Source organism: Mycobacterium sp. 852002-50816_SCH5313054-b, from assembly GCF_001667185.1.
Taxonomy (GTDB): domain Bacteria; phylum Actinomycetota; class Actinomycetes; order Mycobacteriales; family Mycobacteriaceae; genus Mycobacterium.
Map to the genome: position 1 here is coordinate 40796 of NZ_LZIC01000059.1, position 24745 is coordinate 65540.

The 24745-nt window shown below is 68.9% G+C and carries 26 protein-coding genes; 15 read left to right on the top strand and 11 right to left on the bottom strand.

Annotated features, from left to right (window positions below):
- Nucleotides 1–112: 112 nt before the first annotated feature.
- Nucleotides 113–1816 (top strand): MOSC and FAD-binding oxidoreductase domain-containing protein, encoded by a 1704-nt coding sequence (locus A5787_RS12515; protein ID WP_082977194.1) that lies wholly within the window; start codon nt 113–115, stop codon nt 1814–1816.
- A gap of 75 nt (nt 1817–1891) precedes the next feature.
- Here A5787_RS12515 and A5787_RS12520 read toward each other — a convergent pair whose 3' ends face one another.
- Nucleotides 1892–2689 carry a family 1 encapsulin nanocompartment shell protein gene (locus A5787_RS12520; RefSeq protein ID WP_066966809.1) on the bottom strand — a complete coding sequence of 266 codons (798 nt, stop codon included), beginning with the start codon at nt 2687–2689 and terminating at the stop codon, nt 1892–1894.
- Nucleotides 2686–3747 (bottom strand): Dyp-type peroxidase, encoded by a 1062-nt coding sequence (locus A5787_RS12525; protein ID WP_197507093.1) that lies wholly within the window; start codon nt 3745–3747, stop codon nt 2686–2688. Before A5787_RS12525 ends, A5787_RS12520 begins: the two co-directional genes overlap by 4 nt.
- A gap of 10 nt (nt 3748–3757) precedes the next feature.
- Between A5787_RS12525 and A5787_RS12530 the strand changes: the two genes are divergently transcribed.
- Both A5787_RS12530 and A5787_RS12535 read left to right on the top strand, forming a co-directional pair.
- On the top strand, nt 3758–5014 hold the full coding sequence (locus tag A5787_RS12530) for a M18 family aminopeptidase (RefSeq protein WP_066966978.1): 1257 nt from the start codon (nt 3758–3760) through the stop codon (nt 5012–5014).
- 14 nt (nt 5015–5028) lie between these two features.
- A complete protein-coding gene (locus tag A5787_RS12535) occupies nt 5029–5376 on the top strand; it encodes a VOC family protein (RefSeq protein WP_066966815.1) in 348 nt (115 codons plus the stop codon).
- Between the two features lie 118 nt (nt 5377–5494).
- Here A5787_RS12535 and A5787_RS12540 read toward each other — a convergent pair whose 3' ends face one another.
- The gene (locus tag A5787_RS12540) at nt 5495–5890 is read right to left on the bottom strand and encodes a nuclear transport factor 2 family protein (RefSeq protein ID WP_066966818.1); all 396 of its coding nucleotides are present in this window, start codon (nt 5888–5890) and stop codon (nt 5495–5497) included.
- Nucleotides 5891–6015: 125 nt separating this feature from the next.
- On the opposite strand from A5787_RS12540, the gene A5787_RS12545 reads away from it, so the two are divergent.
- From A5787_RS12545 to purM, 6 genes are all read left to right on the top strand, one after another.
- Nucleotides 6016–6804, top strand: coding sequence for a helix-turn-helix domain-containing protein (locus tag A5787_RS12545; protein ID WP_066966821.1), 789 nt, complete (start codon nt 6016–6018; stop codon nt 6802–6804).
- Nucleotides 6805–6822: 18 nt separating this feature from the next.
- Nucleotides 6823–9120 carry a phosphoribosylformylglycinamidine synthase subunit PurL gene (gene purL, locus A5787_RS12550; RefSeq protein ID WP_066966824.1) on the top strand — a complete coding sequence of 766 codons (2298 nt, stop codon included), beginning with the start codon at nt 6823–6825 and terminating at the stop codon, nt 9118–9120.
- The gene (locus A5787_RS12555) at nt 9108–9722 is read left to right on the top strand and encodes a CPBP family intramembrane glutamic endopeptidase (protein ID WP_197507095.1); all 615 of its coding nucleotides are present in this window, start codon (nt 9108–9110) and stop codon (nt 9720–9722) included. Before purL ends, A5787_RS12555 begins: the two co-directional genes overlap by 13 nt.
- A 4-nt stretch (nt 9723–9726) precedes the next feature.
- Nucleotides 9727–10122 carry a sterol carrier family protein gene (locus A5787_RS12560; RefSeq protein ID WP_066966830.1) on the top strand — a complete coding sequence of 132 codons (396 nt, stop codon included), beginning with the start codon at nt 9727–9729 and terminating at the stop codon, nt 10120–10122.
- Nucleotides 10123–10254: 132 nt separating this feature from the next.
- Nucleotides 10255–11781 carry an amidophosphoribosyltransferase gene (gene purF, locus A5787_RS12565; protein WP_066966834.1) on the top strand — a complete coding sequence of 509 codons (1527 nt, stop codon included), beginning with the start codon at nt 10255–10257 and terminating at the stop codon, nt 11779–11781.
- Between the two features lie 71 nt (nt 11782–11852).
- Nucleotides 11853–12947 carry a phosphoribosylformylglycinamidine cyclo-ligase gene (purM, locus tag A5787_RS12570; protein WP_066966837.1) on the top strand — a complete coding sequence of 365 codons (1095 nt, stop codon included), beginning with the start codon at nt 11853–11855 and terminating at the stop codon, nt 12945–12947.
- 56 nt (nt 12948–13003) lie between these two features.
- On the opposite strand, the gene A5787_RS12575 is transcribed toward purM, so the two are convergent.
- Together A5787_RS12575 and A5787_RS12580 are read right to left on the bottom strand one after the other, a co-directional pair.
- Complete coding sequence (locus tag A5787_RS12575) at nt 13004–13198, bottom strand: DUF3073 domain-containing protein (protein WP_066966840.1); 195 nt, start codon at nt 13196–13198, stop codon at nt 13004–13006.
- Between the two features lie 147 nt (nt 13199–13345).
- Complete coding sequence (locus A5787_RS12580) at nt 13346–14431, bottom strand: folate-binding protein YgfZ (protein ID WP_156763911.1); 1086 nt, start codon at nt 14429–14431, stop codon at nt 13346–13348.
- Between the two features lie 62 nt (nt 14432–14493).
- Here A5787_RS12580 and A5787_RS12585 point away from each other — a divergent pair, with 62 nt between their 5' ends.
- On the top strand, nt 14494–15363 hold the full coding sequence (locus A5787_RS12585; RefSeq protein ID WP_156763914.1) for an aminodeoxychorismate lyase: 870 nt from the start codon (nt 14494–14496) through the stop codon (nt 15361–15363).
- Between the two features lie 346 nt (nt 15364–15709).
- Here A5787_RS12585 and A5787_RS12590 read toward each other — a convergent pair whose 3' ends face one another.
- The 6 genes from A5787_RS12590 to lmeA form a co-directional block, all read right to left on the bottom strand.
- On the bottom strand, nt 15710–16378 hold the full coding sequence (locus A5787_RS12590) for an FABP family protein (protein ID WP_066966849.1): 669 nt from the start codon (nt 16376–16378) through the stop codon (nt 15710–15712).
- A gap of 143 nt (nt 16379–16521) precedes the next feature.
- Nucleotides 16522–16824 (bottom strand): DUF1416 domain-containing protein, encoded by a 303-nt coding sequence (locus tag A5787_RS12595; RefSeq protein WP_066966852.1) that lies wholly within the window; start codon nt 16822–16824, stop codon nt 16522–16524.
- 1 nt (nt 16825) lies between these two features.
- Nucleotides 16826–17659, bottom strand: coding sequence for a sulfurtransferase (locus tag A5787_RS12600; RefSeq protein WP_066966855.1), 834 nt, complete (start codon nt 17657–17659; stop codon nt 16826–16828).
- Between the two features lie 36 nt (nt 17660–17695).
- A complete protein-coding gene (locus A5787_RS12605; RefSeq protein ID WP_066966858.1) occupies nt 17696–18160 on the bottom strand; it encodes a DUF4395 domain-containing protein in 465 nt (154 codons plus the stop codon).
- 226 nt (nt 18161–18386) lie between these two features.
- Nucleotides 18387–18800: a thioredoxin family protein gene (locus A5787_RS12610; RefSeq protein WP_066966861.1), complete on the bottom strand. Its 414-nt coding sequence runs from the start codon at nt 18798–18800 to the stop codon at nt 18387–18389.
- Nucleotides 18797–19609, bottom strand: a complete 813-nt coding sequence (gene lmeA / locus A5787_RS12615; RefSeq protein WP_066966864.1) for a mannan chain length control protein LmeA — start codon at nt 19607–19609, stop codon at nt 18797–18799. Before lmeA ends, A5787_RS12610 begins: the two co-directional genes overlap by 4 nt.
- A 175-nt stretch (nt 19610–19784) precedes the next feature.
- Between lmeA and A5787_RS12620 the strand changes: the two genes are divergently transcribed.
- The 5 genes from A5787_RS12620 (at nt 19785) to pstA (ending at nt 24740) form a co-directional block, all read left to right on the top strand.
- Nucleotides 19785–20558 (top strand): response regulator transcription factor, encoded by a 774-nt coding sequence (locus tag A5787_RS12620; RefSeq protein WP_066966867.1) that lies wholly within the window; start codon nt 19785–19787, stop codon nt 20556–20558.
- Nucleotides 20555–21478: a mycothiol synthase gene (mshD, locus tag A5787_RS12625; RefSeq protein WP_066966870.1), complete on the top strand. Its 924-nt coding sequence runs from the start codon at nt 20555–20557 to the stop codon at nt 21476–21478. Before A5787_RS12620 ends, mshD begins: the two co-directional genes overlap by 4 nt.
- A gap of 150 nt (nt 21479–21628) precedes the next feature.
- On the top strand, nt 21629–22747 hold the full coding sequence (gene pstS / locus A5787_RS12630) for a phosphate ABC transporter substrate-binding protein PstS (RefSeq protein ID WP_066966875.1): 1119 nt from the start codon (nt 21629–21631) through the stop codon (nt 22745–22747).
- Nucleotides 22748–22785: 38 nt separating this feature from the next.
- Nucleotides 22786–23829, top strand: a complete 1044-nt coding sequence (gene pstC, locus A5787_RS12635; RefSeq protein ID WP_066966980.1) for a phosphate ABC transporter permease subunit PstC — start codon at nt 22786–22788, stop codon at nt 23827–23829.
- Complete coding sequence (pstA, locus tag A5787_RS12640; protein ID WP_066966878.1) at nt 23826–24740, top strand: phosphate ABC transporter permease PstA; 915 nt, start codon at nt 23826–23828, stop codon at nt 24738–24740. Before pstC ends, pstA begins: the two co-directional genes overlap by 4 nt.
- Nucleotides 24741–24745: the final 5 nt, after the last annotated feature.

The following is a 24745-nucleotide window of genomic DNA, read 5'->3' on the forward strand; positions in this document are numbered from 1 at the left end:
TATGCACCTGACGCGCCGGTTCGCAATAGTCTCGGTACGAGTTGCCGTTCGATCCGAGCGGGCATACCGTGGGCCGGTTATCCCAATTGGCCACGCTGCGGGCGGTGACATGGTGGGCACGCTTGTTTCGGTAAACGTGGGCATGCCCAAGGACGTCCAATGGCGGGGCAAAACGGTCTACACCGGGATATGGAAGACGCCGGTCGGCGGCCCGGTCATGGTGCGCCGCCTCAACCTCGACGGTGACGGCCAGGGCGACCTTGCCGGCCACGGGGGCGAACAACGCGCGGTCATGGTCTACCAGGTCGAGTCATATGACTTCTGGACGTCTTACCTGGGTCGCGACGACCTGGAACCCGGCAACTTCGGTGAAAATTTCACGATCACCGGGCTCGCCGACGACGAGGTCTGCGTCGGCGACCGCTATCGCATAGGTGAGGCGGAATTCGAGGTCACCCAGCCGCGCGTCACGTGCTTCCGGGTTGGCATGCGCATCAACGAACCGAAGATGCCCAGTCTCCTTGTCTCCCAACACCGTCCCGGTTTCTATTTCCGGGTGATCAGCGAAGGCGTCGTTCGCGCCGGCGACGATATCGTGCGGACCCGGCGCGGCCGTCACGAGCTCACCGTGGCCGACGTCGACGCGCTGTTGTATCTGCCGAAGCGCGACGTCGAGCAGCTGAGGAAGGCCGTCGACGTCCCGGCGCTCAGCCCCGGCTGGCAACAGTCCTTCCGCGACCTGCTCGCCGAACCCGAGGGCGCCGCCGCGCCACCGATCGGAGTCGCACCGCCGTGGCCGGGATTTCGCCCGCTGCGGGTCACGGATATCCACCGGGAAAGTCCACAGGTGCTCTCGCTTCGCCTTGAGTCCGAGGATCGCACCGCATTGCCGCCGCCGCTTCCCGGCCAATACCTGCCCGTCCGGCTTCCGGACGCCGGCGACCCGGCCCCGCTGCGCAGCTACTCGCTTTCGGGCGACCCCGCCGCGGGGATCTACCGAATCAGCGTCAAGCGCGAAGATCATGGTTTGGTGAGCGGCTGGCTGCACGGCCACATCCGGCCGGGGTCCGTGATCGAGGCGGCCGCGCCACGCGGCGACTTCTACCTCACCGAGGACGGCAATCCGGTCGTCCTCCTTTCGGCGGGAATCGGGGCCACGCCCGTCCTGGCGATGCTGCACGCGCTGTCGGCGGCCCGCAGCGGCCGCGACGTCTGGTGGGTGCACAGCACTCGCAATCCCCAAACATTGGTGTTTGCAGAGGAAGTCGCGGCTCTGATCGACTCCTTGGCCCACGCTACGGAGCGGGTCTTCTACACCGAAACTCAGGGCCGTCTCAACCAGGACTCGATCGCGGCACTGGGACTGCCGTCGGCTGCCACCGTTTACCTCTGCGGCCCAACTCAATTCATGGCGGACGCCCGCGACTGCCTCATCGCCGTCGGCTTGGACCCCGAACGCATTCACAGCGAACTCTTCGGCGCCTTGCCGTCGATCAACCCGGGCGTTGTGGAAACGGGCGAGCGCGAGCCGCCGCACCAGCCCGCCGGAACTCCGGGGACTGGACCCGCGGTCACCTTCGCGCGCAGCGGGCTGACCGTCAATTGGTCACCGGCCTACGCGAGCATCCTCGACCTCGCCGAGGCCTGCGACGTGCCGACCCGCTTCTCGTGCCGAAGCGGGGTGTGCCACGTGTGTGTCACCGGCATCGTCTCCGGGGCAACGACATACGTCCAAGCGCCGCTGGAAGAGCCCGGCGAAGCCGAAGTGCTGATCTGCTCGGCCGCACCCGGCGGGGACCTGGTGTTGGACCTATGAACCCTTGGGCACGAGCGTCGACTTGTTGCGCGAATTGGCCTTCTTTGGCACAACAACTCGACGCTGGACGTTATCTCACGGGGCCAGGCAGACCGACGCTTCGGCGGTGTAGCACAGGAACGTCAGGGTCTCCTGCAGGTACAGCCGCACGGTCTCGGCGTCGTGGCTGAGGTACCCGATCGCCACGTCGGTGCCCAGCTGCAGATCGAAGTCGCCGCCACGGGTGGTCAGCACGAAGGCGCCGTCGATTGCCGGCGCCCAGATGATGTCCCCGTCCACCAATCGATTCAGGTGCTCGCGGATGGGATATCCGTGTTCGGTGGTCTCACTGACCTTGGTGTAGACGTCGGCGGCCAACAGCACCGAATACGGGCCATCGACGCCGGCCAGCCGCAGGCCGGTCAACGCCTGTGAGATGGCATCGGGCATGTCGCGGGGATCCTCGGGCAGCTTCAACGGGGCATTGGAGCTGCAGCTACGGATGCCGTCGATCGACCCGGCGGCGTAGCCCTCGAAGATGGCACGGTCCTCGACGAACGCCAGTTTCTTCGCCGCCTCTTTGACCGGGTCCCAGTCGGAGTCCTGCGCGCCACGCTCGACGTTGTCGATCTCGTACCGGGACAGCGTGAACGGAACACGCAGGCGGACAAGGGGTTTACTGGCCCGCAGGTGCGCCTCCACGCCGTCGGTGGGTGCCTCGACATCGAGCAGCCGGCCGGTGCTGACCGCCGCGGTGACCGGTCCGCCGGGGTCGCTGACGTCGACGACGCGCCGCCCTGCGATGTGGCGCTTGAAGGTTCTGGTGGCCTCCAATTCAATTTCGGTCCAAGCGACTTCGGTGACCGGTGCCAGGTTGCGGTAGAGGTTGTTCATCGATTGGTTCCTTTCAGGCTGCCGATCGCGAGTGAGCCGTCATCTGATGCCGGTGTGGCCGGAGGTGCCGTCGCCCGCGGCGCCGGCAACGGCGGTGGGTCGTCGAGGAAGTCGACGGTGGGGGAGAAGAACAGTCCGCCGGTGATCGCCGTCGAGAAGTCCAGGATGCGGTCGGTGTTGCCGGGCGGATCGCCGATGAACATGTTCTCCAGCATCTGCTCGGTGACCCGCGGCCGCCGTGAATACCCGATGAAGTACGTGCCGTATTCACCCTTGCCCAGCTCGCCGAAGGGCATGTTGTGCCGCACGATTTTCAGCTCGGTGCCGTCGTCGTCGGTGATGACGTTGAGCGCGATGTGGGCGTTGGGCGGCTTGTCATCGTCACCCAATTCGATGTCATCCAGCTTGGTCCGGCCGATCACCAGTTCCTGCTCGGTCGCCGACAGCGCGTTCCACGCCGACATGTCGTGGACGTACTTCTGCACGTGCACGTAGCACGAGCCGGCGAAGTCGGGATCCTCGTCACCGATGGTGGTGGCGCTGACGGCCAGTGGGCCATCGGGATTTTCGGTGCCGTCGACGAACCCCAGCAGGTCGCGGTTGTCGAAGTAGCGGAACCCGTGCACCTCGTCGACAACGGTGACCGCGCCCGCCATCGCGCGCAGGATGCGGTCGGCCAATTCGAAACAGACGTCCAAGCTCTCGGCGCGGATGTGCAACAACACGTCGCCGGGTGTGGCCGGGGCGGTGTGGCGCGGGCCGTTGAGCGCAATGAAGGGATGCAGTTCGGCGGGACGCGGCCCGGAAAACAGCCGATCCCAGGCGTCGGAGCCGATCGACGCGATCGCCGACAACCGTTTCGGCGGTTCGCGGAAACCGATCGCGCGCACCAACCCCGAGATCTCCGGCAGCGCGTCGTGCACCGTCGCCTCACCGCCGTCGTCGATGGTGACAACGAGGAAGATGGCGGCAGGTGTCAACGGCTGGAGGATGGGTTGCGGCTGGACCGGAGGCACTCTGGCAACCCTAGCGTGAAGTCCGCTGCGCCCGACAGCCATGATGGTCAACATGTCGGCCAGCGCCGCAGGCCTCTGCGATTTCATCGACGCCTCCCCGTCGCCGTTTCACGCCTGCGCCACGGCGGCCGCCCGACTGGTCGAGTCCGGCTATGCCGAACTCAGCGAGGCCGACCGCTGGCCGGAGCAACCCGGCCGCTACTTCATCGTGCGCTCCGCCTCGCTGGTCGCCTGGAATTCCGAGGGGGCCGAGGGCCCCTTCCGGATCGTCGGCGCACACACCGACAGCCCCAACCTGCGGGTCAAGCAGCATCCGGACCGGCTGGTCGCCGGTTGGCGGGTGGCGGCGCTGGAGCCGTACGGGGGCGCGTGGCTGAACTCGTGGCTGGACCGCGACCTCGGCATCAGCGGACGGCTGTCGGTACGGGACGGAAACGGGATCGGCCATCGGCTGGTCCGGATCGACGACCCCATCCTGCGGGTGCCGCAGCTGGCGATCCACCTGGCCGAGGACCGCAAATCGGTGACGCTGGACCCGCAGCGACACGTCAACGCGGTGTGGGGCGTTGGGGAACAACGGGGTTCGTTCATCGACTACGTCGCCGTGCGAGCGGCAGTGGCGGCCAAAGATGTGCTCAGCGCCGACCTGATGACGCACGATCTGACGCCGTCGGCGGTGATCGGGGCCGACGCCGACCTGCTCAGCGCGCCCCGGCTGGACAACCAGGCCAGCTGCTACGCGGGGACGCAAGCGTTACTGGACGCCGAGCCGCGGGGCTTTGTGCCGGTGTTGGTGCTCTTCGACCACGAGGAGGTCGGGTCGACCTCCGACCGCGGCGCGCAGTCCAACCTGCTGAGCACCGTCCTGGAGCGCATCGTGTTGGCCGCGGGCGGTAACCGGGAGGATTTCCTGCGCCGGCTGCCGGCGTCGCTGCTGGCCTCGGCCGACATGGCCCACGCCACCCACCCCAACTACCCGGACCGGCACGAGCCCGGCCACCTGATCGAGGTCAACGCGGGTCCGGTGCTCAAGGTGCACCCCAATCTGCGCTATGCCACCGACGGGCGCACCGCGGCCGCGTTCGAACTGGCCTGCCGGCAGGCCGGGGTCGGGCTGCAACGTTACGAGCACCGCGCCGACCTGCCGTGCGGATCGACGATCGGGCCCCTGGCGGCCGCCCGCACCGGCATCCCCACCGTCGATGTCGGCGCGCCGCAGCTGGCGATGCACTCGGCGCGCGAGTTGATGGGCGCGCACGATGTGGCCGCCTATTCGGCGGCGCTGCAAGCTTTTCTGTCGCCCCGCTGACCTACGATCCGGCCATGACGCTCAATGTGGAAATGGTTACGTTCGACTGCAGCGATCCCGCGGGGCTGGCCGGCTGGTGGGCCGAGCACTTCGGCGGGACGACGCAGGAGTTGCTCGCCGACGAGTTCACCGCGGTGACGTTGGCGGAGGGGCCCAAGCTCGGATTCCAGAAGGTGCCCGACCCCACCCCCGGGAAGAACCGCGTGCACCTCGACTTCAGCGCCGCCGACGTCGATGGCGAGGTGGCGCGGCTGACGGCGGCCGGGGCCTGCGAGGTCGGCCGGCACAGCTTCGGCGAAAACTTCCGCTGGGTGGTACTGGCCGACCCCGAGGGCAACGTCTTCTGCGTCGTGGGGCAGTAGCCCCGCGGCCGACGAGTGTGCGCCCTGGGCGCTGAGCGTGCGCGTAGGGCGGGAAAATCGCGCGATTTCCGCCACCTGCACACACGGAAGTACCGCAGCGCACACTCGGGTCTCGCCCTCAGCCCTGGGCCAGGAAAAGCGGGTCGTAGCGGATGACGTTCTCCACGACGATTCCGTCGCGGGTGCGAACTCGGTCGATCCCGCGGATTTGGAACGGCCCGTCGGGGCCGGTGCCCCGTCCGACGTAGTGCAAAAACACCAGTTCCTCGCCGGGGGCGGCGCCGGGCACGGTGGCGCTGTCGATCACCTCAAGCGTCAAATCCGGTGCGGCGTGCAGTATTTCGGCGATCTTGGCCGTGTAGGGCTCGATGCCCCGGACCGGCTCGGGGTCCCCCGGCCAGTAGCCCACGATGTCGTCGGCCAGGATGTCGAAGCCGCGCGACATGGTGGGCGCGGCCCAGTACGCCGCGAATACCTCGGCGCTGAACTTAGGGGCGGATTGGACGTCGGTCATCGTTCCTCCTTGGGTCGGGCGCTCAGGTTGAGCGCGTTGTGCCCAGCGTGTCGCGGCGGCGTGCGGCGGCACAATTACCTCTGAGGTCATCGCCACGGCTACACCGGCGTGGTTACCGTGGCTTGGTGAGCCACGCGGCGGTAGGTGCCCTGTTGCGCGAATGGCGGGAGCGTCGACGGGTGAGCCAGCTCGACCTGTCGCTGGCTGTGGGCGTGTCGGCGCGACACCTGAGCTTCATCGAAACGGGGCGCTCACGCCCCAGCCCCGAGATGGTGCTCGCCCTCGCCGAGGGCCTCGACGTTCCACTGCGCGAGCGCAACACGCTGCTGCTTGCGGCCGGGTTCGCGCCGCGTTACCAGTCGCGTTCGCTGGAAGATGCCGCGCTGTCCCCGGCCCGTGCCGCGGTGCAGCGCCTCCTCGATGCCCACGACCCGTACCCCGGCATCGTGATCGACCGCTGCTGGAACATCGTGGGCGCCAACGCCGCGGCGTCGGCGCTGACCGCGGGCCTGCCCGACGATCTGCTCGGCCCACCGGCCAACGTCTACCGGCTGTCGCTGCATCCCGACGGCCTCGCCGGACGGACCCTGAATTTCCCCGAATGGGCGGGCTACCTCCTGCACCAGCTCCGCCGCACGATCGCGCTCACCGGGGACCCAGGATTGCAGGCGCTCGACGACGAGGTGCGCGGATACCCGGGAGTCGCGAGCGCGGCCAGGGCGTGGCGCTCGCCCGCAGACAACGCCTGCCTGCTCGTTCCGTTCGAGCTCGATGCCGGCGGCGGACAACGGCTGTCGATGTTCACCACACTGACGACGTTTGGGACGCCGCTTGACGTCACGCTCGCCGAGCTGGCCGTCGAGCTGTTCTATCCGGCCGACGCCGCCAGCGCCAGCCTGCTCCACGGCAGGTAGCGCTCTTACACTGTTCGGGTGACCGTCTCCGGGACCAGCGCGCGCACCCACACCATCGACACCGTCGAACACGCCGAGAGCAGCCCCGACCAACCGCAGCCGTTTCACGAACTGGGCCTCAAGGACGACGAGTACCAGCGGATTCGCGAGATCTTGGGCCGCAGGCCCACCGACACCGAGCTGGCCATGTACTCGGTGATGTGGAGCGAGCACTGCTCCTACAAGTCCTCGAAGGTGCACCTGCGCTACTTCGGCGAGACCACGACCGACGAGATGCGCGCGGGCATGCTGGCCGGTATCGGCGAGAACGCCGGCGTCGTCGACATCGGCGACGGCTGGGCGGTCACCTTCAAGGTGGAATCGCACAACCACCCGTCCTACGTCGAGCCCTATCAGGGCGCGGCCACCGGCGTGGGCGGCATCGTCCGCGACATCATGGCCATGGGCGCGCGACCGGTCGCCGTGATGGACCAGCTGCGGTTCGGCGCCGCCGATGCGCCCGACACCCGCCGTGTTGTCGACGGCGTGGTCCGCGGCATCGGCGGCTACGGCAACTCGCTGGGCCTGCCCAACATCGGCGGCGAGACCGTCTTCGACGCCTGCTACGCCGGAAACCCGTTGGTGAACGCGATGTGTGTGGGCGTATTGCGCCAGGAGGACCTGCATTTGGCGTTCGCCTCGGGTACGGGGAACAAGATCATCCTGTTCGGCGCGCGGACGGGGCTCGATGGCATCGGCGGGGTGTCGGTGCTGGCGTCGGACACCTTCGACAGCACCGGATCCCGCAAGAAGCTGCCGTCGGTTCAGGTGGGCGACCCGTTCATGGAGAAGGTGCTCATCGAGTGCTGCCTCGAGCTGTACGCGGGCGGCCTGGTGATCGGCATCCAGGACCTCGGCGGGGCCGGTTTATCCTGCGCCACTTCGGAATTGGCGTCGGCCGGAGACGGCGGGATGGCGGTCGAGCTGGACACCGTTCCGCTGCGGGCCAAGGAGATGACGCCCGCCGAGATCCTGTGCAGCGAGTCGCAGGAGCGCATGTGCGCGGTGGTGGCGCCGGAGAACGTCGATGCCTTCATGGCGGTGTGCCGCAAGTGGGAGGTGCTGGCCACCGTCATCGGTGAGGTCACCGACGGCGACCGGTTGCGGATCACCTGGCGGGGCGAGACCGTCGTCGACGTGCCGCCGCGCACCGTGGCACACGAGGGCCCGGTGTATCAGCGCCCCGTCGCGCGGCCCGAATCGCAGGACGCCCTGAACGCCGACCGCTCGACGAGCCTTCCCCGCCCGGCCACCGGCGACGAGCTGCGCGCGACTTTGCTTGCGCTGCTGGGCAGTCCGCACCTGTGCAGCCGCGCGTTCATCACCGAGCAGTACGACCGCTACGTGCGCGGCAACACCGTGCTGGCCGAGCATGCCGACGGCGGCGTGCTGCGCGTCGACGAGTCGACCGGCCGCGGCATCGCGGTGTCGACCGACGCGTCGGGTCGCTACACGCTGCTGGATCCCTACACGGGCGCGCAGCTGGCTCTGGCCGAGGCCTACCGCAACGTGGCCGTCACCGGTGCGACCCCGGTCGCGGTGACCAACTGCCTCAACTTCGGTTCGCCCGAAGACCCCGGCGTCATGTGGCAGTTCTCGCAGGCCGTGCGGGGCCTGGCCGATGGCTGTGCGGCCCTTGGGATTCCGGTGACCGGCGGCAACGTGAGCTTCTACAACCAGACCGGGTCTGCGGCGATCCTGCCCACGCCGGTGGTGGGCGTACTCGGCGTGATCGATGACGTCGGACGGCGCATCCCCACCGGCATGGGCACCGAACCGGGCGAAACCCTGGTGCTGCTGGGCGAGACGCGTGACGAGTTCGACGGTTCCGTCTGGGCGCAGGTGAGCGCCGACCACCTGGGCGGGCTGCCGCCCGCGGTCGACCTGGCGCGCGAGAAGCTGCTGGCCGAGGTGCTGGCCTCGGCATCGCGCGACGGGCTGGTATCCGCCGCGCACGACCTGTCCGAGGGCGGCCTCGCCCAAGCCATCGTGGAATCGGCGCTGGCCGGTGAAACCGGTTGCCGCATCGTGCTTCCCGAGGACGCCGATCCCTTCGTGACGTTGTTCTCGGAGTCCGCCGGCCGGGTGCTGGTGGCGGTGCCGCGCACCGAGGAAAGCCGGTTCCGCTCGATGTGCGAGGCGCGGGGGCTGCCCGCGGCCCGCATCGGCGTCGTCGATCAGGGCTCGGACGCGGTGGAGGTTCAGGGCTTGTTCAGGGTGTCGCTGGCGGAACTGCGCGAGACGTCCGAGGCGGTGCTGCCGCGATTCTTCGGCTAGCTCCGCTTCGGGCGCTGTCTGTGGCCGCGGCCCTCGTCGGCTGGAGTTTTGTCAGTCCGCGCCTACCGCCCGCCTGGCGCGTCACCCTGCAGGCCGGCGTGGGCGCGCTGCTGGTGTCGGTGAACCGTGCGCCGCTGGGCCTGCGGCCGCCGCGGCTGTGGGCGGGGGTACGGCTGGGGTCGGTGGCCGGGGTGGGCGTCGCGGGCGCGATCGCTGCCACGACCGCGCTGCCCGCGGTGCGAACCGCGATGGCCGTGCGCGAGCCGCCGGTGTCCGCGCCCGCGTGGCTCCTGTTGCGGATCCCCGTCGGCACCGTCTGGGCCGAGGAGGCCGCCTTCCGCGCCGCGCTGGGCGGCGCGGGCGCCCGAGCCTTCGGTCGGCCCGGCGGACGGCTGCTGCAGGCCGCCGCGTTCGGCCTCTCCCACATCCCGGACGCGCGCGCGACGGGTCAGCCCGTGGCCGCCACAGTGCTGGTCACCGGTATCGCCGGCTGGGCGTTCGGCTGGCTGGGCGATCGCTCCGGCAGCCTCGCCGCCCCGATGCTGGCGCATTTGGCGATCAACGAGGCCGGCGCGATCGCCGCGCTGACCGTGCGACGCTAAGGGCATGGCCGCCCGCCAACGAGCCGATCCGGCAAAGACACGCCAGGCGGTGCTGGCCGTTCTGGACTGGTTGCGCGACGAATCGCGCGCGGTGCCCGACCGGGACGCACTGGGGGCCGCGGTCCGGCTCACGACGCGCACGCTGGCGACAATCGCGCCCGGCGCCAGCGTCGAGGTCCGGGTCCCGCCTTTTGCCGCCGTCCAGTGCATCGCGGGACCACGTCACACCCGTGGCACACCGCCGAACGTGCTGGAGGCCGATCCGCGCACCTGGCTGCTGCTGGCCACCGGCCTGGTGCCGCTCGACGAGGCGAGAACCGCCGGTGTGCTGACGCTGTCGGGCTCCCGCGCGGGTGAGATCGGCCACTGGCTGCCGCTGTTCGACGTGGGCGAAATATAAGTCTGAACTGCAGGTTTAGGGTTGTGCGGCGGAGTTTTCGGTGCGCAACACGCCCGCCGGATTCGGCGCGCCGGCCGGGCGGGCCGTAGACTCCGTTACGTCACCAATCGTTCGCCAGGGAGCCGCCGAACCGTGACCGTCCAGGAACCCGAGCAGGACCTGAATTCCCCCCGTGAAGAGTGTGGCGTATTCGGGGTCTGGGCCCCGGGCGAGGAAGTCGCGAAACTCACCTACTACGGCCTGTACGCGCTGCAGCATCGCGGGCAGGAAGCCGCGGGTATCGCCGTCGCCGACGGTTCCCAGGTGCTGGTGTTCAAAGACCTGGGCCTGGTCAGCCAGGTGTTCGATGAGCAAACGCTGGCAGCGATGCAGGGCCACGTCGCGATCGGGCACTGCCGCTACTCCACCACCGGCGACACGACGTGGGAAAACGCGCAGCCGGTGTTCCGCAACACCGCCGCCGGCACCGGGGTTGCGTTGGGGCACAACGGAAATCTGGTCAACACCGCCGAACTTGCCGCCCGCGCCCGCGACGAGGGGTTGATGGGCACCCGCTGCCCGGCCCCGGCGACCACCGACTCCGACATCCTGGGCGCCCTGCTGGCCCATGGCGCGGCCGATGCCACGCTGGAACAGGCTGCGCTGGAACTGCTGCCGACCGTGCGCGGCGCGTTCTGCCTGACGTTCATGGACGAGAACACGCTGTACGCGTGCCGCGACCCGTATGGGGTGCGTCCGCTTTGCCTCGGCCGGCTGGACCGCGGCTGGGTGGTGGCGTCCGAAACCGCCGCGCTCGACATCGTCGGCGCCTCGTTCGTGCGCGACATCGAGCCGGGCGAGCTGCTGGCCATCGACGCCGACGGCGTGCGCTCGACGCGGTTCGCCAACCCCGAGCCCAAGGGCTGCGTCTTCGAGTACGTCTACCTGGCGCGCCCGGACAGCACCATCGCGGGCCGGTCGGTGCACGCCACCCGCCTCGAGATCGGTCGACGGCTGGCGCGCGAATGCCCCGTCGAGGCGGACCTGGTGATCGGCGTGCCGGAATCGGGCACCCCGGCCGCCGTCGGTTACGCCCAGGAGTCCGGCATCCCCTACGGGCAGGGTCTGATGAAGAACGCCTACGTCGGGCGCACCTTCATCCAGCCGTCCCAGACCATCCGCCAGCTCGGCATCCGGCTGAAGCTCAACCCGCTCAAAGAGGTGATCCGCGGCAAGCGGCTGATCGTCGTCGACGATTCGATCGTGCGGGGGAACACCCAGCGGGCCCTGTTGCGGATGCTGCGCGAGGCCGGTGCCCTCGAGGTACACGTGCGCATCGCCTCGCCGCCGGTGAAGTGGCCGTGCTTCTACGGCATCGACTTCCCGTCGCCGGCCGAGCTGATCGCCAACGCCGTGGCGGACAAAGAGGAGATGCTCGAGGCGGTGCGGCACGCCATCGGCGCCGACACGCTGGGCTACGTCTCGCTGCGGGGCCTGGTCGCGGCCTCCGAGCAGCCCGGGTCGCGGCTGTGCACCGCCTGCTTCGACGGCAAGTACCCGATCGAACTGCCCGGCGAAAGCGCGCTGGGCAAGAACGTCATCGAGCACATGCTCGCCAACGCCGCGCGCGGAGCCGCGTTCGATGACCTGACGCCCGATGAAGTGCCGATTGTGCGCTGACCCGATGGGTTCTCGTTGCTTCACAGACGCGTGATACCGGCGCCGAGCGCAGCCCGGTAGCCTTTATCGCGATGACGGATCCCGGAAAAAGCCCCGGACGAAACCCGGGCAGCCAGGGCATCACCTACGCGTCGGCCGGGGTGGACATTGAAGCCGGTGACCGCGCGGTGGCTTTGTTCAAACCGCTTGCCACCAAGGCGACCCGGCCCGAGGTACGTGGGGGGCTGGGCGGATTCGCGGGGTTGTTCGCTTTGCGAGGCGATTACCGCGAGCCGGTGCTGGCAGCGTCCACGGACGGGGTCGGTACCAAGCTGGCGGTCGCCCAGGCGATGGACAAGCACGACACCGTCGGCCTCGACCTGGTCGCGATGGTGGTCGACGACCTCGTCGTGTGCGGCGCCGAACCGCTGTTCCTGCAGGACTACATCGCCGTCGGGCGCACGGTGCCCGAACGGCTCAGCGCAATCGTCAGCGGCATCGCCGAAGGCTGTGTGCGCTCCGGGTGCGCGCTGCTGGGCGGCGAAACCGCCGAGCACCCCGGCCTGATGGAGCCGGACCACTACGACATCTCGGCCACCGGAGTCGGCGTCGTGGAGGCCGACGACGTCTTGGGCCCCGACAGAGTCAAGCCCGGCGACGTCATTATCGCGATGGGCTCGTCCGGCCTGCATTCCAACGGATATTCGCTGGCCCGCACCGTCCTGCTCGAGATCGACCGGATGAACCTGGCCGGTTACGTCGAAGAGTTCGGCCGCACGCTCGGCGAAGAGTTGTTGGAACCCACCCGCATCTACGCCAAAGACTGCCTGGCGCTCGCCGCCGAAACCCATGTCCGCACGTTCTGCCACGTCACCGGCGGTGGGCTAGCGGGCAACTTGCAGCGCGTCATACCGCCCGGGCTGGTCGCCGAGGTCGACCGGGGCACCTGGACGCCCGCGCCGGTGTTCGCCATGATCGCCCAGCGCGGCCGCGTGGCGCGGGAGGAGATGGAGAAGACGTTCAACATGGGCGTCGGCATGATCGCCGTCGTCGCGCCGGAGGACACCGACCGCGCCCTTGCCATCCTGACCGCGCGGCATCTGGGTTGCTGGGTGTTGGGCACCGTCGGCAAAGGCGGCAAAGACGGCCCGCGGGCCACGCTGGTCGGGCAACACCCGAGGTTCTAAGGGCCGGAACGAGCACTGTGCCGATGCTCAGCGCATCGGCACAGTGGTTTCCGGTTCTAGCGGCGCCACTCGTCGTGGTCATCCCAAGAGGTGCTCGGGAGTGGTCCGTCCGAGTCGTCCAGTTCGCTGGATTCGTCGGCGTCGGTTCCCGACAGCTCGCGCTGAAGCCGCTCGAAGTCGGTCTGCGGGGAACTGTATTTGAGTTCTCGAGCAACCTTGGTCTGCTTTGCCTTCGCCCGGCCGCGGCCCATGGGGGGACCCCCTCGCGCAATAACGGAGCGGCCTAACGAGTAGGCGGCTCCGATCTCTTGGTGTCGTTATTGTCCTGCCGACAGTTTACCGTGCCTTACGGTCGGGTGTCGGCGACCCCTACCCGCTGTGGCGGACGTCATCGACGATTATCTCGCACCGCCCCGCAACCGTTCAACGGCTCGCCGGCCCGCGCCGACGTGTTCGGTGGCGGGCAGCGAATCGGCGTCGATAACCGCGGCGACCGCCCCCTCGGGCCCGGTCGTCAGCGCGGTGTCGGCCGGCACTCCCCGCTTGAGCAGCGCCAGGGCCACCGGCCCGAGGTCCACGTGCTCGACGACGGTTCCGAGGCGCCCGACGGCGCGACCGCCGGCGAGCACCGCATCGCCCGTCGAGGGCCGCTCCACCGTGCCGTCGAGGTGCAGCAGCACCAGCATCCGCGGCGGCTTGCCCAGGTTGTGCACGCGCGCGACGGTCTCTTGGCCGCGATAGCAGCCCTTGTCCAGGTGCACGGCCCCCGCACCCGGACCACCGATCCAACCCACCTCGTGGGGAATCGTGCGCTCGTCGGTGTCGACGCCGAGGCGCGGGCGCAGCGCCACCACCCGGTGGGCTTCGTAGGCCCATACGCCGGCCGGCCGCAGACCGGCCTGGGTCAGGCGGTTCAGCCAGCCGGGCGCCTCGCCGCGGGGCACCACCAGATCCAGCTCGATCGGGCCGGCGGGCAGCCGCCGCACAAAGCCGCCCCCGGGGACCGCAACCGCGGTCAGCTCGGCGGGCAGGGCGTCGAGCCCGAGCGCGTCGAGCACCGCGCGGTCGGCCAACCGCGGGCCCAGCAGCGACAGCACCGCCATCTCCGCGCCGGCCGGGGTGACCTCGGACCAGAACACCATCTTGCGCAGGTAGGCCAGCAGCGGCTCGCCCCGCCAGGGCTCGGTGTCGAGGTACGTCGTGCCGCCCAGCTCGGTCTGGATCCAGTGGTCCTCGACGCGGCCCTGGCCGTCGAGGCTGAGGTTTTGGGTGGTGGCGCCCTCGGGGAGTTCGCTCACGTGTTGGGTGGAGATGCTGTGCAGCCACGCCTGGCGATCCTTGCCGGTCAGGCTGAGCACCGCGCGGTGCGAGCGGTCGACCACCACCGCCTCGGTCTCGGCCGCACGCTGCTCGCCCAGCGGATCGCCGTAGTGCCAGACCGCGCCGGCGTCGGGCCCGGGATCGGGTGCGGGGACTGCGTTCACCACGTCAACTCTACGGACCGGGCGCGCGGCTAGGCTTACCGTCCATGGCCGACCAGATGGGCGTGATCGTCATGCTGGACGGCGAGATCCATCCGCCGGGGACGCCACTGCTGCACGCCGACGACCTGGCGGCCGTCCGTGGCGACGGCATCTTCGAGACGCTGCTGATCCGCGATGGCAGGGCCTGCCTGGTGGAGTCCCATTTGCAGCGGCTCACCCATTCGGCCAAATCGATGGACCTGCCCGCGCCGGACCTGCCAGGTTGGCGGCACGCCATCGAGGAGGCCACGCGCCGGTGGGCCGCGGGCACCGCCGACGAAGGCGCGATGCGCTTGATCTACAGCCGCGGCCGCGAGAGCGGTTCGGCGCCGAGCGCCTACGTGATGGTCAACCCCGTCCCGGACCGGGTGACCGCGGTTCGCCGCGACGGGCTTTCGGCGATCACGCTCGACCGCGGGCTGCCGGCCAACGCCGCCGATGCCATGCCGTGGCTGCTGGCCGGCGCCAAAACGCTGTCGTACGCGGTCAACATGGCCGCCCTGCGGCACGCCGCCCGCCAGGGCGCCGGCGACGTCATCTTCGTCAGCTCCGACGGCTACATCCTGGAAGGCCCGCGCTCGACGGTGGTGATCGCCACAAACGCCGGGGCGGACGGCGGCACCCCCTGCCTGCTGACGCCGCCGCCGTGGTACCCGATCCTGCGGGGAACCACGCAGCAGGCCCTCTTCGAGGTGGCCCGGGCCAAGGGCTATGACTGCGACTACCGGGCGCTGCGGGCCGCGGACCTGCATGCGGCCCAAGGGATCTGGTTGATATCAAGCATGACCCTGGCGGCGCGTGTGCACACGCTGGACGGGCGCCCACTGCTCCGGTCTCCAATCGCCACCGAATTCGCCGAACTGGTCGACGCTGCCATCGTCAGCGATCGCTGAGCGCTGAATTCGGTTGTCGGCTCGAAGGATGGCGGGTAACTTCGGCCGTACACAAGGAAGGAGGTGGTCCGCGAAATTGATAGCTTCATGGACATGTGAGGTGGCTACGCGCTAGCTGCACTGGCTCGGAAGAGTTGGCGTTCAACGCACGCTGGCGAATTCCCCGTAGCCACCCGGCCCCCGAGCTTCCGGTCAGTCCAACCAGGAGCTTTGCTCGGGGGCCGCTCCATGTCATGACCCCGACGTCGCCAGCGTGGGGCCTACGGACGATTTCAAGGCAGTTTCCATACATAAGGCCCACGCTCGGCGAGATTGCGATCGGGTTGCGCATGACCCTCGCGGGCGACTAACCGGCGAAGCGCGACAGCCGCGCCGAAAGGTGCGGCACCAGACCGCCGTCGGCGTCCACCCGTTCCTCGACGTAGGCCAGATCACCGCCCTCGACGATGCCGTAGAGCCGCTTGGCGCCACCGACCAGCAGGCCCGAACGGCTGCGGGCCAAGGCGTCGGTGGCAAGCTCCCACGACGACTGCGTGCGGGGCCGGCCGTAGAACAACTCGATGTAGCCGGCCGAATGCGCCAACAACAGCTCGATGGCCTGCGATTCGGTCGGATCGTCGGGGTCGCTGACGAAGCGCCAGAAACCGCTCTCGCGCAGGCCGGGTCCCTGGTAGCCGCCCTTGTCGTCGAGCCGCCAGGACCGCGCTTCCCAGTTGAGATAGTCGCCGCCGTCGTGCGAGACCACGATCTGCTGCCCGAACCGGTAGTCCCCGTCGTGAGCGCGCCCCTCGCCCTCGCCGCGCCACACGCCGACGAGCGGCAGCAGCGCCAGCAACGCATCGTTGAGGTTGGCTCCTTCGCGCAGATTTGCGGTGTCGGCGGGCACCGGGAGATCGTCGAAGGCGGGGATATTGCGGGAAGCGGTCATTTTGGCGCGTTCGGCGGCGGCTGCGACCGCACGGTCGGCGGAGCCGCCGGAAACGACTGGGCCCTCAGCGTCGTCGTCGGAACTCACGACTCGTCAGTGATGAGCCGGTAGAGGGTGTACAGCGCGAACCATGAGATGACCACGACCGATATGACCAGCATGATCTCGAAGAAGAGCACCACGGGAACGAGTCTATTCGTGCAGCAGGTGCCCGGGGACCGGCCGGTCCGTCAGGCGATCTTGACGTCCACCTCGTGAATGCCGGCACCGGACGGTGCCACCACGGCGTCGCCGTTGCCGATGGGGGACAGCGCGCGCAGCGTCCAGGACCCGGGTGCGGCGAAGAAGCGGAAGTCACCGGTGGCCGACGCGACGACCTCGGCCGTGAACTCGTCCGACGAGTCCAGCAAGCGCACGAACGCTCCCCCCACCGCCTGGCCCTCGCCATCCACGACCCGGCCCGTGATCACCGTTTCCTTCTCCAGATCGACGCTGGCGGGCAACGTCAGTCCTTGCTTCGGTCCAGAGCACATATCAGCTTCCCAACTCGATCGGGGCGCCCACCAGGGAGCCGTATTCCGTCCAACTGCCGTCGTAGTTCTTGACGTTTTCGTGGCCGAGTAATTCCCGCAGTACGAACCAGGTGTGCGACGAACGTTCCCCGATCCGGCAGTACGCGATGGTTTCCTTCGTGCCGTCCAGCCCGGCGTCGGCGTAGAGCTTGGCCAATTCCTCGTCGGACTTGAAGGTGCCGTCCTCGTTGGCGGCCCTGCTCCAGGGCACGTTGATCGCGCCGGGGACGTGGCCCGGCCGCTGGCTTTGCTCCTGTGGCAGGTGTGCCGGCGCGAGGATCTTGCCCGAGAACTCGTCGGGGGAGCGCACGTCGACCAGGTTCTTGACGTTGATGGCCGCGATGACCTCGTCGCGGAAGGCGCGGATGCTGTTATCCGGCGGGGCCGCGGTGTAGGAGGTGGCCGGCCGGTTGACGGCGTCGGTGGACAGCGGGCGCCCGTCGAGTTCCCACTTCTTGCGTCCGCCGTCGAGCAGCTTGACGTCGGCGTGGCCGTACAGCTTGAAATACCAGTAGGCGTAGGCGGCGAACCAGTTGTTGTTGCCGCCGTAGAGGACCACCGTGTCGTCGTTGGCGATGCCGCGGTCGGACAGCAGTTTGGAGAATTGCTGTGCGTCCACAAAATCGCGCTTGACGGGGTCCTGCAGATCGGTGCGCCAGTCCAGCTTGATCGCGCCGGCGATGTGGCCGGTGTCGTAGGCGCTGGCGTCCTCGTCCACTTCGACGAAGACGACGTTTCCGGCATCGAGATTGCTCTCGGCCCAGTCCGCTGAGACCAGGACGTCGGAGCGTGCCATGGTGGGTGTTCCTTTCGATTGCTTCTGATGTAGGCGTTATGCGGCAGTCGGTCGAAAGCGTGCGACCAACGGGTAGAGCTGGCAGCCCAGGCAGATGCCGAAGGCCGCGTTGAGGAAGGCGGCCACCAGCGCGGCCGCGGTGGCGGCGACGCCGAGCACAAAGGCGCCGACGGCAAATCCCGCGACACCGACCACCGCGAAGATCAGGCCGACGAGTTGGGCGAACTTCAGCGGCGCGACGGGTTCGCGCTCTGTGACGGGTCCCAGCCGGGGCGCCACGACGCGGGCGAACACCCGCCCATAGGGGTGGCGGCGGGGCCCGCCGATGGCGCCGACGGCGAAGATCACGGCCTGCGCCCCGAGAATGAGGGCGGCCGCCAGCGGGCTGACGGCCGAAACAATGAGCGCGAGCACAAGGACCGCAGTCGTGACCCAGGCGGCGAACCTGGGCCCGCGCACGTCGACGCGGTCGGGCTGCACGACGGTGTTGCTGCTTGGCACGGGGACTACTCCTAGAAGTTCTTGTTGCGCGGAAGATGGGTGGAGTGGAGGCGCGCCACGGTAGGGGACCGAAGCTGCTCCGAGTGCGCGCAGCGCGCTGCTACTCAGGAGCTACAGCAACAACAACGACAACCCGCAATGCGGCACAGATCGACTGTGCGACGCGTGGTGAGCATGGGCTCGAGGCGGGCTGACACGTCGGCAAGCTTACCCAATGACGTAGCGCTCAAGCCAACAGAGGCTGCAGCGCCGAACGCAGGTCGGCGGCCTTGGGCACCCCGGAGGCGCGGTATCGCTGTCGCCCCTCGACATCGAAGATCAGCGTGGTGGGCAGCGACAGCACCGAGAAGCGCCGGGCCGTGCCCGGGTTGGCGTCCAGGTCGATCTCGAGGTGGGCTACGTCGGCCATCTCCTCGCAGAGCTGGCCGACCACCCGGCGAACCCGATCGCACGGCCCGCACCACGGGGCGCTGAAGTGCACGATGGTCGGACCGCTCTGCGACAACGCCAGTTCGCCGCCGTCGGGCCCGCCCGGATCGGGGAGAATCTCGCGGACTCTTCCCGACCTGCGCGTCAACAGCCAACCGGCGACGGTCGCCACGGCGACGGCCCCGACGATCGCGACAAGCACGGTGGTCATGACTGCTTAAACCCTGCCAGGGTGACGGTTACTCCCCGGGTGACGCCCTCGATGATGACGTCGGAGCCGCGCGCGCCCTCTGTTGTCGGCCCAACTCCGAACGGCAGCCGCTGGTTGGGCAGCCTGGTGGTGAAGGCGCGGAGCACCGCGTCCCGCTTGTCGTCCGGGACCGGTTGGTCGGCGGTGTCGGGACCGGTGAGGACGCCCGTCGGCGTGATCACCAGCGTCGCAGGGTCGTCGGGTGCGATGGAAAGGTCCGCCGAGACGCTGACCCGGTGCTCGAAGCCGGCCGAACGGGGCGTGCCGCTGAACACCAACCCGTGGCTGTCGGAGATGCCCGATGCGGTGACGCCGCCGGTGGCGGTGTTGGTTTCCCTGGGAGGCGCCTCGACCATGAGATCGGTGATGCCCATGAAGCGGCCCAGGTGCGTCGAGTCGATGATGATGCGGCTCTCCAGCCTGCCCACCGGGAGCTGCGCGTCGGGTCTGATCAGCCAGGACGCCTGCGTCACGTCCACCGAGTACATGGTGGCTTCGAGGGTGGCCGTGCCGACCATCGTGTGATCGACGGCGTTGGCCTTGATCTCCAGCTGGTTGTAGTGGTGGCGCATCGCCTGCGGGATGAAGGGGAACGCCACGATGGCGACGAACGGGTCGGAACCGAGGTGCGCCACTTTCCGCACGTCGGTCGACAGCCGGTATTCGGCGTAGATGCTGGCTCCGTAGTCGACGCCGACGGCGGCGACGACCGGTACGGCCACGGCGATCGCCGCGGCCGCCGCGCCGATCAGCACCTTGCGCACCCGCACATTGTCGCGTAATCCGCTGGCCGCCGTGTCGCCGGCCGCCCGGTGGCGGGGCTCACACTGCCGCCTCCCCCACGCCGAAATGGCAGGTGGCACGTTATCGTTAGATGTCCTGGCAACTAACGCGTCGTGGCGTTACGAAATGGGAGACGCCTTCCCCCCGAGCTGGAGGGGCTAGTTGGAGCTATTACTGCTGACCTCGGAACTGCACCCGGACCCGGTGCTGCCGTCGTTGTCGCTGCTTCCTCACACCGTCCGGACGGCGCCGCCAGAACCATCCTCGTTGCTGGAGGCCGGGACCGCGGACGCCGTGCTGGTCGACGCGCGCACCGACCTGTCGTCCGCGCGCGGCCTGTGCCGGCTCCTGAGCACGGCGGGCCGGTCGGTCCCCGTCCTTGCCGTGGTGAGCGAAGGCGGGCTGGTGGCGGTGAGCGCCGACTGGGGGCTGGACGAGATCCTGCTGCCCGGCACCGGGCCCGCCGAGATCGACGCCCGGCTGCGGCTGGTGGTCGGCCGCCGCGGGGGGCTGGCCGACCAGGAAAGCGCGGGCAAGGTCAGCCTGGGCGAGCTGGTGATCGACGAGGGCACCTACACCGCGAGGCTGCGCGGCCGCCCGCTCGACCTCACCTACAAGGAGTTCGAGTTGTTGAAGTACCTGGCGCAGCACGCCGGCCGGGTGTTCACCCGGGCGCAGCTGCTGCACGAGGTGTGGGGCTACGACTTCTTCGGCGGGACCCGCACGGTCGATGTGCACGTGCGTCGACTGCGCGCCAAGCTCGGCCCCGAATACGAGGCGTTGATCGGCACGGTGCGCAACGTCGGTTACAAGGCCGTCCGGCCGGCGCGCGGTCGACCGCCGATGGCCGACCTCACCGAGGCCGAAGCCGATGAGGCCGAGTCCGATTCGGAGGATCTGCAAGAGCCGCTGGGCGACCCGTTGCGCAGTCAGTGACCTCGCCCGACTGGCGATCGACTCTCACCGCCGCCGAGCAGCAGAGCGTGCGCCAACTCGTCTCGGCGGCAACGGAATTCGATGGGGTGGCGCCCGTCGGCGAACAGGTGCTGCGGGAACTCGGGCACGACCGCACCGAGCATTTGCTGGTTACCGGTGCCCAACCGGGCACGATCGCGGGCTACCTGAATCTCAGCCTGCCCCGCGAAGGCGGCGGGGGGATGGCGGAACTCGTGGTGCACCCCGAGGCCCGGCGGCGCGGTGTCGGCACCGCCCTGGTACGCGCGGCGGTAGCGAAAACCGGTGGGAGCAACCAATTTTGGGCGCACGGCACCCTCGAGCCGGCCCGGGCGGCCGCCGCCGCGCTCGGGCTGGTCCCAGTGCGCGAGCTCGTCCAGATGCGACGCTCGCTGCGTGACGCCCCCGACTCCGTGCCGCCGGTTGCCGGGGTGGAGATTCGCACCTACCGGGGTGCGGCCGACGACGCGGAGCTGCTGCGCGTCAACAACGCCGCGTTCGCCCAACACCCCGAACAGGGTGGGTGGACCGATGCCGATCTGGCGGAACGGCGCGGCGAACCCTGGTTCGACCCGGAGGGATTGTTCCTGGCGTTCGGCGCGCCCGACAGCGACGAGGCGGGCAGGCTACTGGGCTTCCACTGGACCAAGGTGCACCTCGATCGACCGGGCCTGGGCGAGGTGTACGTCGTCGGGGTCGATCCGTCGGCGCAGCGCCGGGGCCTCGGGCAGGCGTTGACAGCCATCGGGATTCAGTCGCTGGCACGCCGGCTCGCCGGTTCGGCCGAACCGACCGTGATGCTTTACGTCGAGTCCGACAACGTTGCCGCGGTAAGGACCTACGAGCGCCTGGGCTTCAGCACCTACAGCGTCGACACCGCCTACGCGGTGGCCACCGGCTGAGCGCAAGCCGATCGTTCACCCGGCATTCATCTCTAGCGACTTCTCTGGGCAGCACCGACGCATACTTTCGCGGCGAGTTGGCTACCTCCCTTGGGGACGGCCGGCGGCGCCTGCATGCGTCGGGGGGAGCGCGTCAAGAAAGCGAGATCGGTGAGGCTCGACAGGGAGGGCAGGGCGCTGACGGCCGCGGCGCTGGCGATCTGCGCGGCAACGTTGACGGCCTGCGGCAGCGACGACAACCGCCGCGGCGCGTCGACGGCCGCGATCTCCGGGTTGGCCGGCACGGCGGGCTGCGCCGGCAAGAGCGGCTTGACGGCGGAGGGCTCGACCGCCCAACAGAACGCGATGTCGTTGTTCAACCAGGTGTGGGGGCAGACCTGCCCGGGCAAGGCGGTGGCCTACAACCCGACCGGGTCGGGCGCCGGCCGCGAGCAGTTCATCGCGGGCCACGTGGACTTCGCGGGATCCGACTCGCCGCTGGTCGCCGACCAGATCGGCCCGGCCGCCAAACGCTGCGACGGAAACCCGGCGTGGGACCTGCCACTGGTGTTCGGGCCGGTCGCGCTGGTCTACAACCTGCCGGGTGTGCCGAAGTTGGTCCTCAGCAGCGACGCCCTCGCCAAGGTCTTGAGCGGCAGGATCACCGCGTGGAACGACCCGATACTGGCGGCGCTGAATCCGGGCGTGGCGCTGCCCGACACCAAGATCGTGCCGATCTACCGGGCGGACTCGTCGGGAACGACCGACAACGTCCAGAAGTATCTCACGGCCGCCGCGCCGCAGAGTTGGACCCGAGGGGTGGGCACCGAGTTCCAGGGCGGTGTCGGCGAAGGGGCCGCGAAGTCGGCGGGAGTGATCCAGGCCGTGCGGGTCACGCCGGGCGCGATCGGCTACGTCGAGAAGGGGTTTGCCGACCAAGCCGGTGTGCCGTACGCCCTGCTCGACACGGGAAACGGTGTGGTTCCGCTGACCAACGAGACCGCCGGCAAGGCCATCCAGGCGGCCAGTTTCGTGGCCGACGGCAACGATCTGGTGCTCGACTTGGACCCGATGTATGCCACTCAGCGGGCGGATACTTACCCCTTGGTGCTGGCCAGTTACGAGATCGTGTGCTCGAACGGCTACGACCCGGACACTTCGGCGGCGATCAAGTCGTTCCTCAGCGCGGCCGCGACCGACGGGCAGGCCGGTCTCGCGTCCGCCGGTTATGTGCCGTTGCCCGATAAAGTCAAGGAGCGATTGGTTACCGCCATCAATGCGATCCGGTGACCGGCGGGCGCAAGGAGCGACAGCAGGACTGTGACGGGATCACAGTGATAACGCCAGACCCATCCGCTGCGGGTTCGGGTGCGGTCGTCGCTGCGGCCCTCCCCGAGTCGCCGGTAGTGCCGATCAGCCCGTGGGGGCGTGCCCAGCCACGCCTGGGGGACAGGGTTTTTCGTTGGCTGGCGCAAGGTTCCGGGGTCCTGATCGTGGTCCTTATCGCCGCGATCGGCGGCTTCCTGTTGCTGCGCGCGATCCCGGCCTTGCAGCGCAACAGGGAGAACTTTTTCAGCTACGACGGCAACTGGGTGACCACCGACACCTCGGCCATGCATTTCGGGATCTTCGAGCTGCTCCAGGTGACCGTGTTCGTGTCGGTGTTCGCCTTGATTCTTGCTATGCCGATCGCCTTGGGCGTTGCGCTCTACCTCACGCACTACGCGCCACGCCGGGCCGCCGCGCCCCTGGCCTATGCGGTCGATCTGCTGGCCGCGGTCCCCTCGATCGTGTACGGCGTGTGGGGCCTTTACGTGCTGGCCCCGCAGCTGCGCCCCGTCGCCACCTGGCTGAATCACACCCTCGGCTGGTGGTTCCTGTTCGCCACCGGCAACGCGTCGGTCGCGGGCGGCGGCACCGTCTTCACCGGCGGGATCGTGTTGGCGGTGATGATCCTGCCGATCATCACCGCAGTCACCCGCGAGGTCTTCATGCAGACCCCGAACGACGAGATCGAAGCGGCGCTCGCGCTCGGCGCCACACGCTGGGAAGTGATCAAGACGACCGTGCTGCCGTTCGGGCTGTCCGGCTACGTCAGCGGCGCGATGCTCGGCCTGGGCCGTGCCCTGGGTGAGACGGTCGCGCTGCTGATCATCCTGCGGGGCACCCAGGCCGCATTCGGCTGGTCGCTGTTCGACGGCGGCTCGACCTTCGCCACCAAGATCGCCGCCACCGCCTCGGAATTCAACGACCGATACAAGGCCGGTGCCTATATCGCCGCGGGACTGGTGCTGTTCGTGCTCACCTTCCTCGTCGACGCCCTGGCGCGCAGCGCCGTCTCCGGCGCCCGCAACAGGCGGGCCGGCCGATGACCTCGATGCTGGACCGCCCCCTCAAGCCGCGGGCCTTCCCGGCGGTCGGCCGCCGTCGCCGGGTGGCCAACACTCTGGCGACCGTGCTGATGACGCTGTCGACGGCAATCGCCGTGACACCGTTGTTGTTGGTGCTCTGCGCGGTGATTGCCAAGGGGTTCAAGGTGATTGCCTCCACCGCGTGGTGGACGCATTCGCAGGCGGGCATGACGGCGTTCGTGGCGGGCGGCGGCGCCTACCACGCGATGCTCGGCACGCTGTTGCAAGGACTGGTGTGCGCGGTCATCTCCGTCCCGATCGGCATCCTGGTCGCGATCTACCTGGTTGAGTACGGTGGCGGCACCGCCCTGGGCAGGCTGGCCACGTTCATGGTGGACATCCTCTCCGGCGTGCCCTCGATCGTGGCGGCGTTGTTCGTCTACGCGCTGTGGGTGGCGACGCTGGGGCTGCCGCGTTCCGCGTTCGCGGTCTCCCTGGCCCTTGTCTTGCTGATGATCCCCGTGATCGTGCGGGCCACCGAAGAGATGCTGCGGATCGTTCCGATTGACCTCCGTGAGGCCAGCTACGCGCTGGGGATCCCGAAGTGGAAGACCATCGCCAGGGTCGTCCTTCCCACGGGGCTGTCCGGCATCATGACCGGGATCCTGCTGGCGGTGGCTAGAGTGATGGGTGAGACGGCGCCGCTGCTGATTCTGATCGGTTATTCACAATCAATGAACTTCAACGTTTTCCACGGGTTCATGGGGTCGCTGCCCGGCATGATGTATAACCAGACATCGGCGGGCGCAGGCATCAACCCGGCGCCCACGGATCGGTTGTGGGGTGCGGCGTTAACCCTCATCCTGGTGATCGCGATCATCAATGTCGGGGCCAGGGTGATCGCGAGAAGGTATGCCCCCAAGAAGGCATAGGCAGG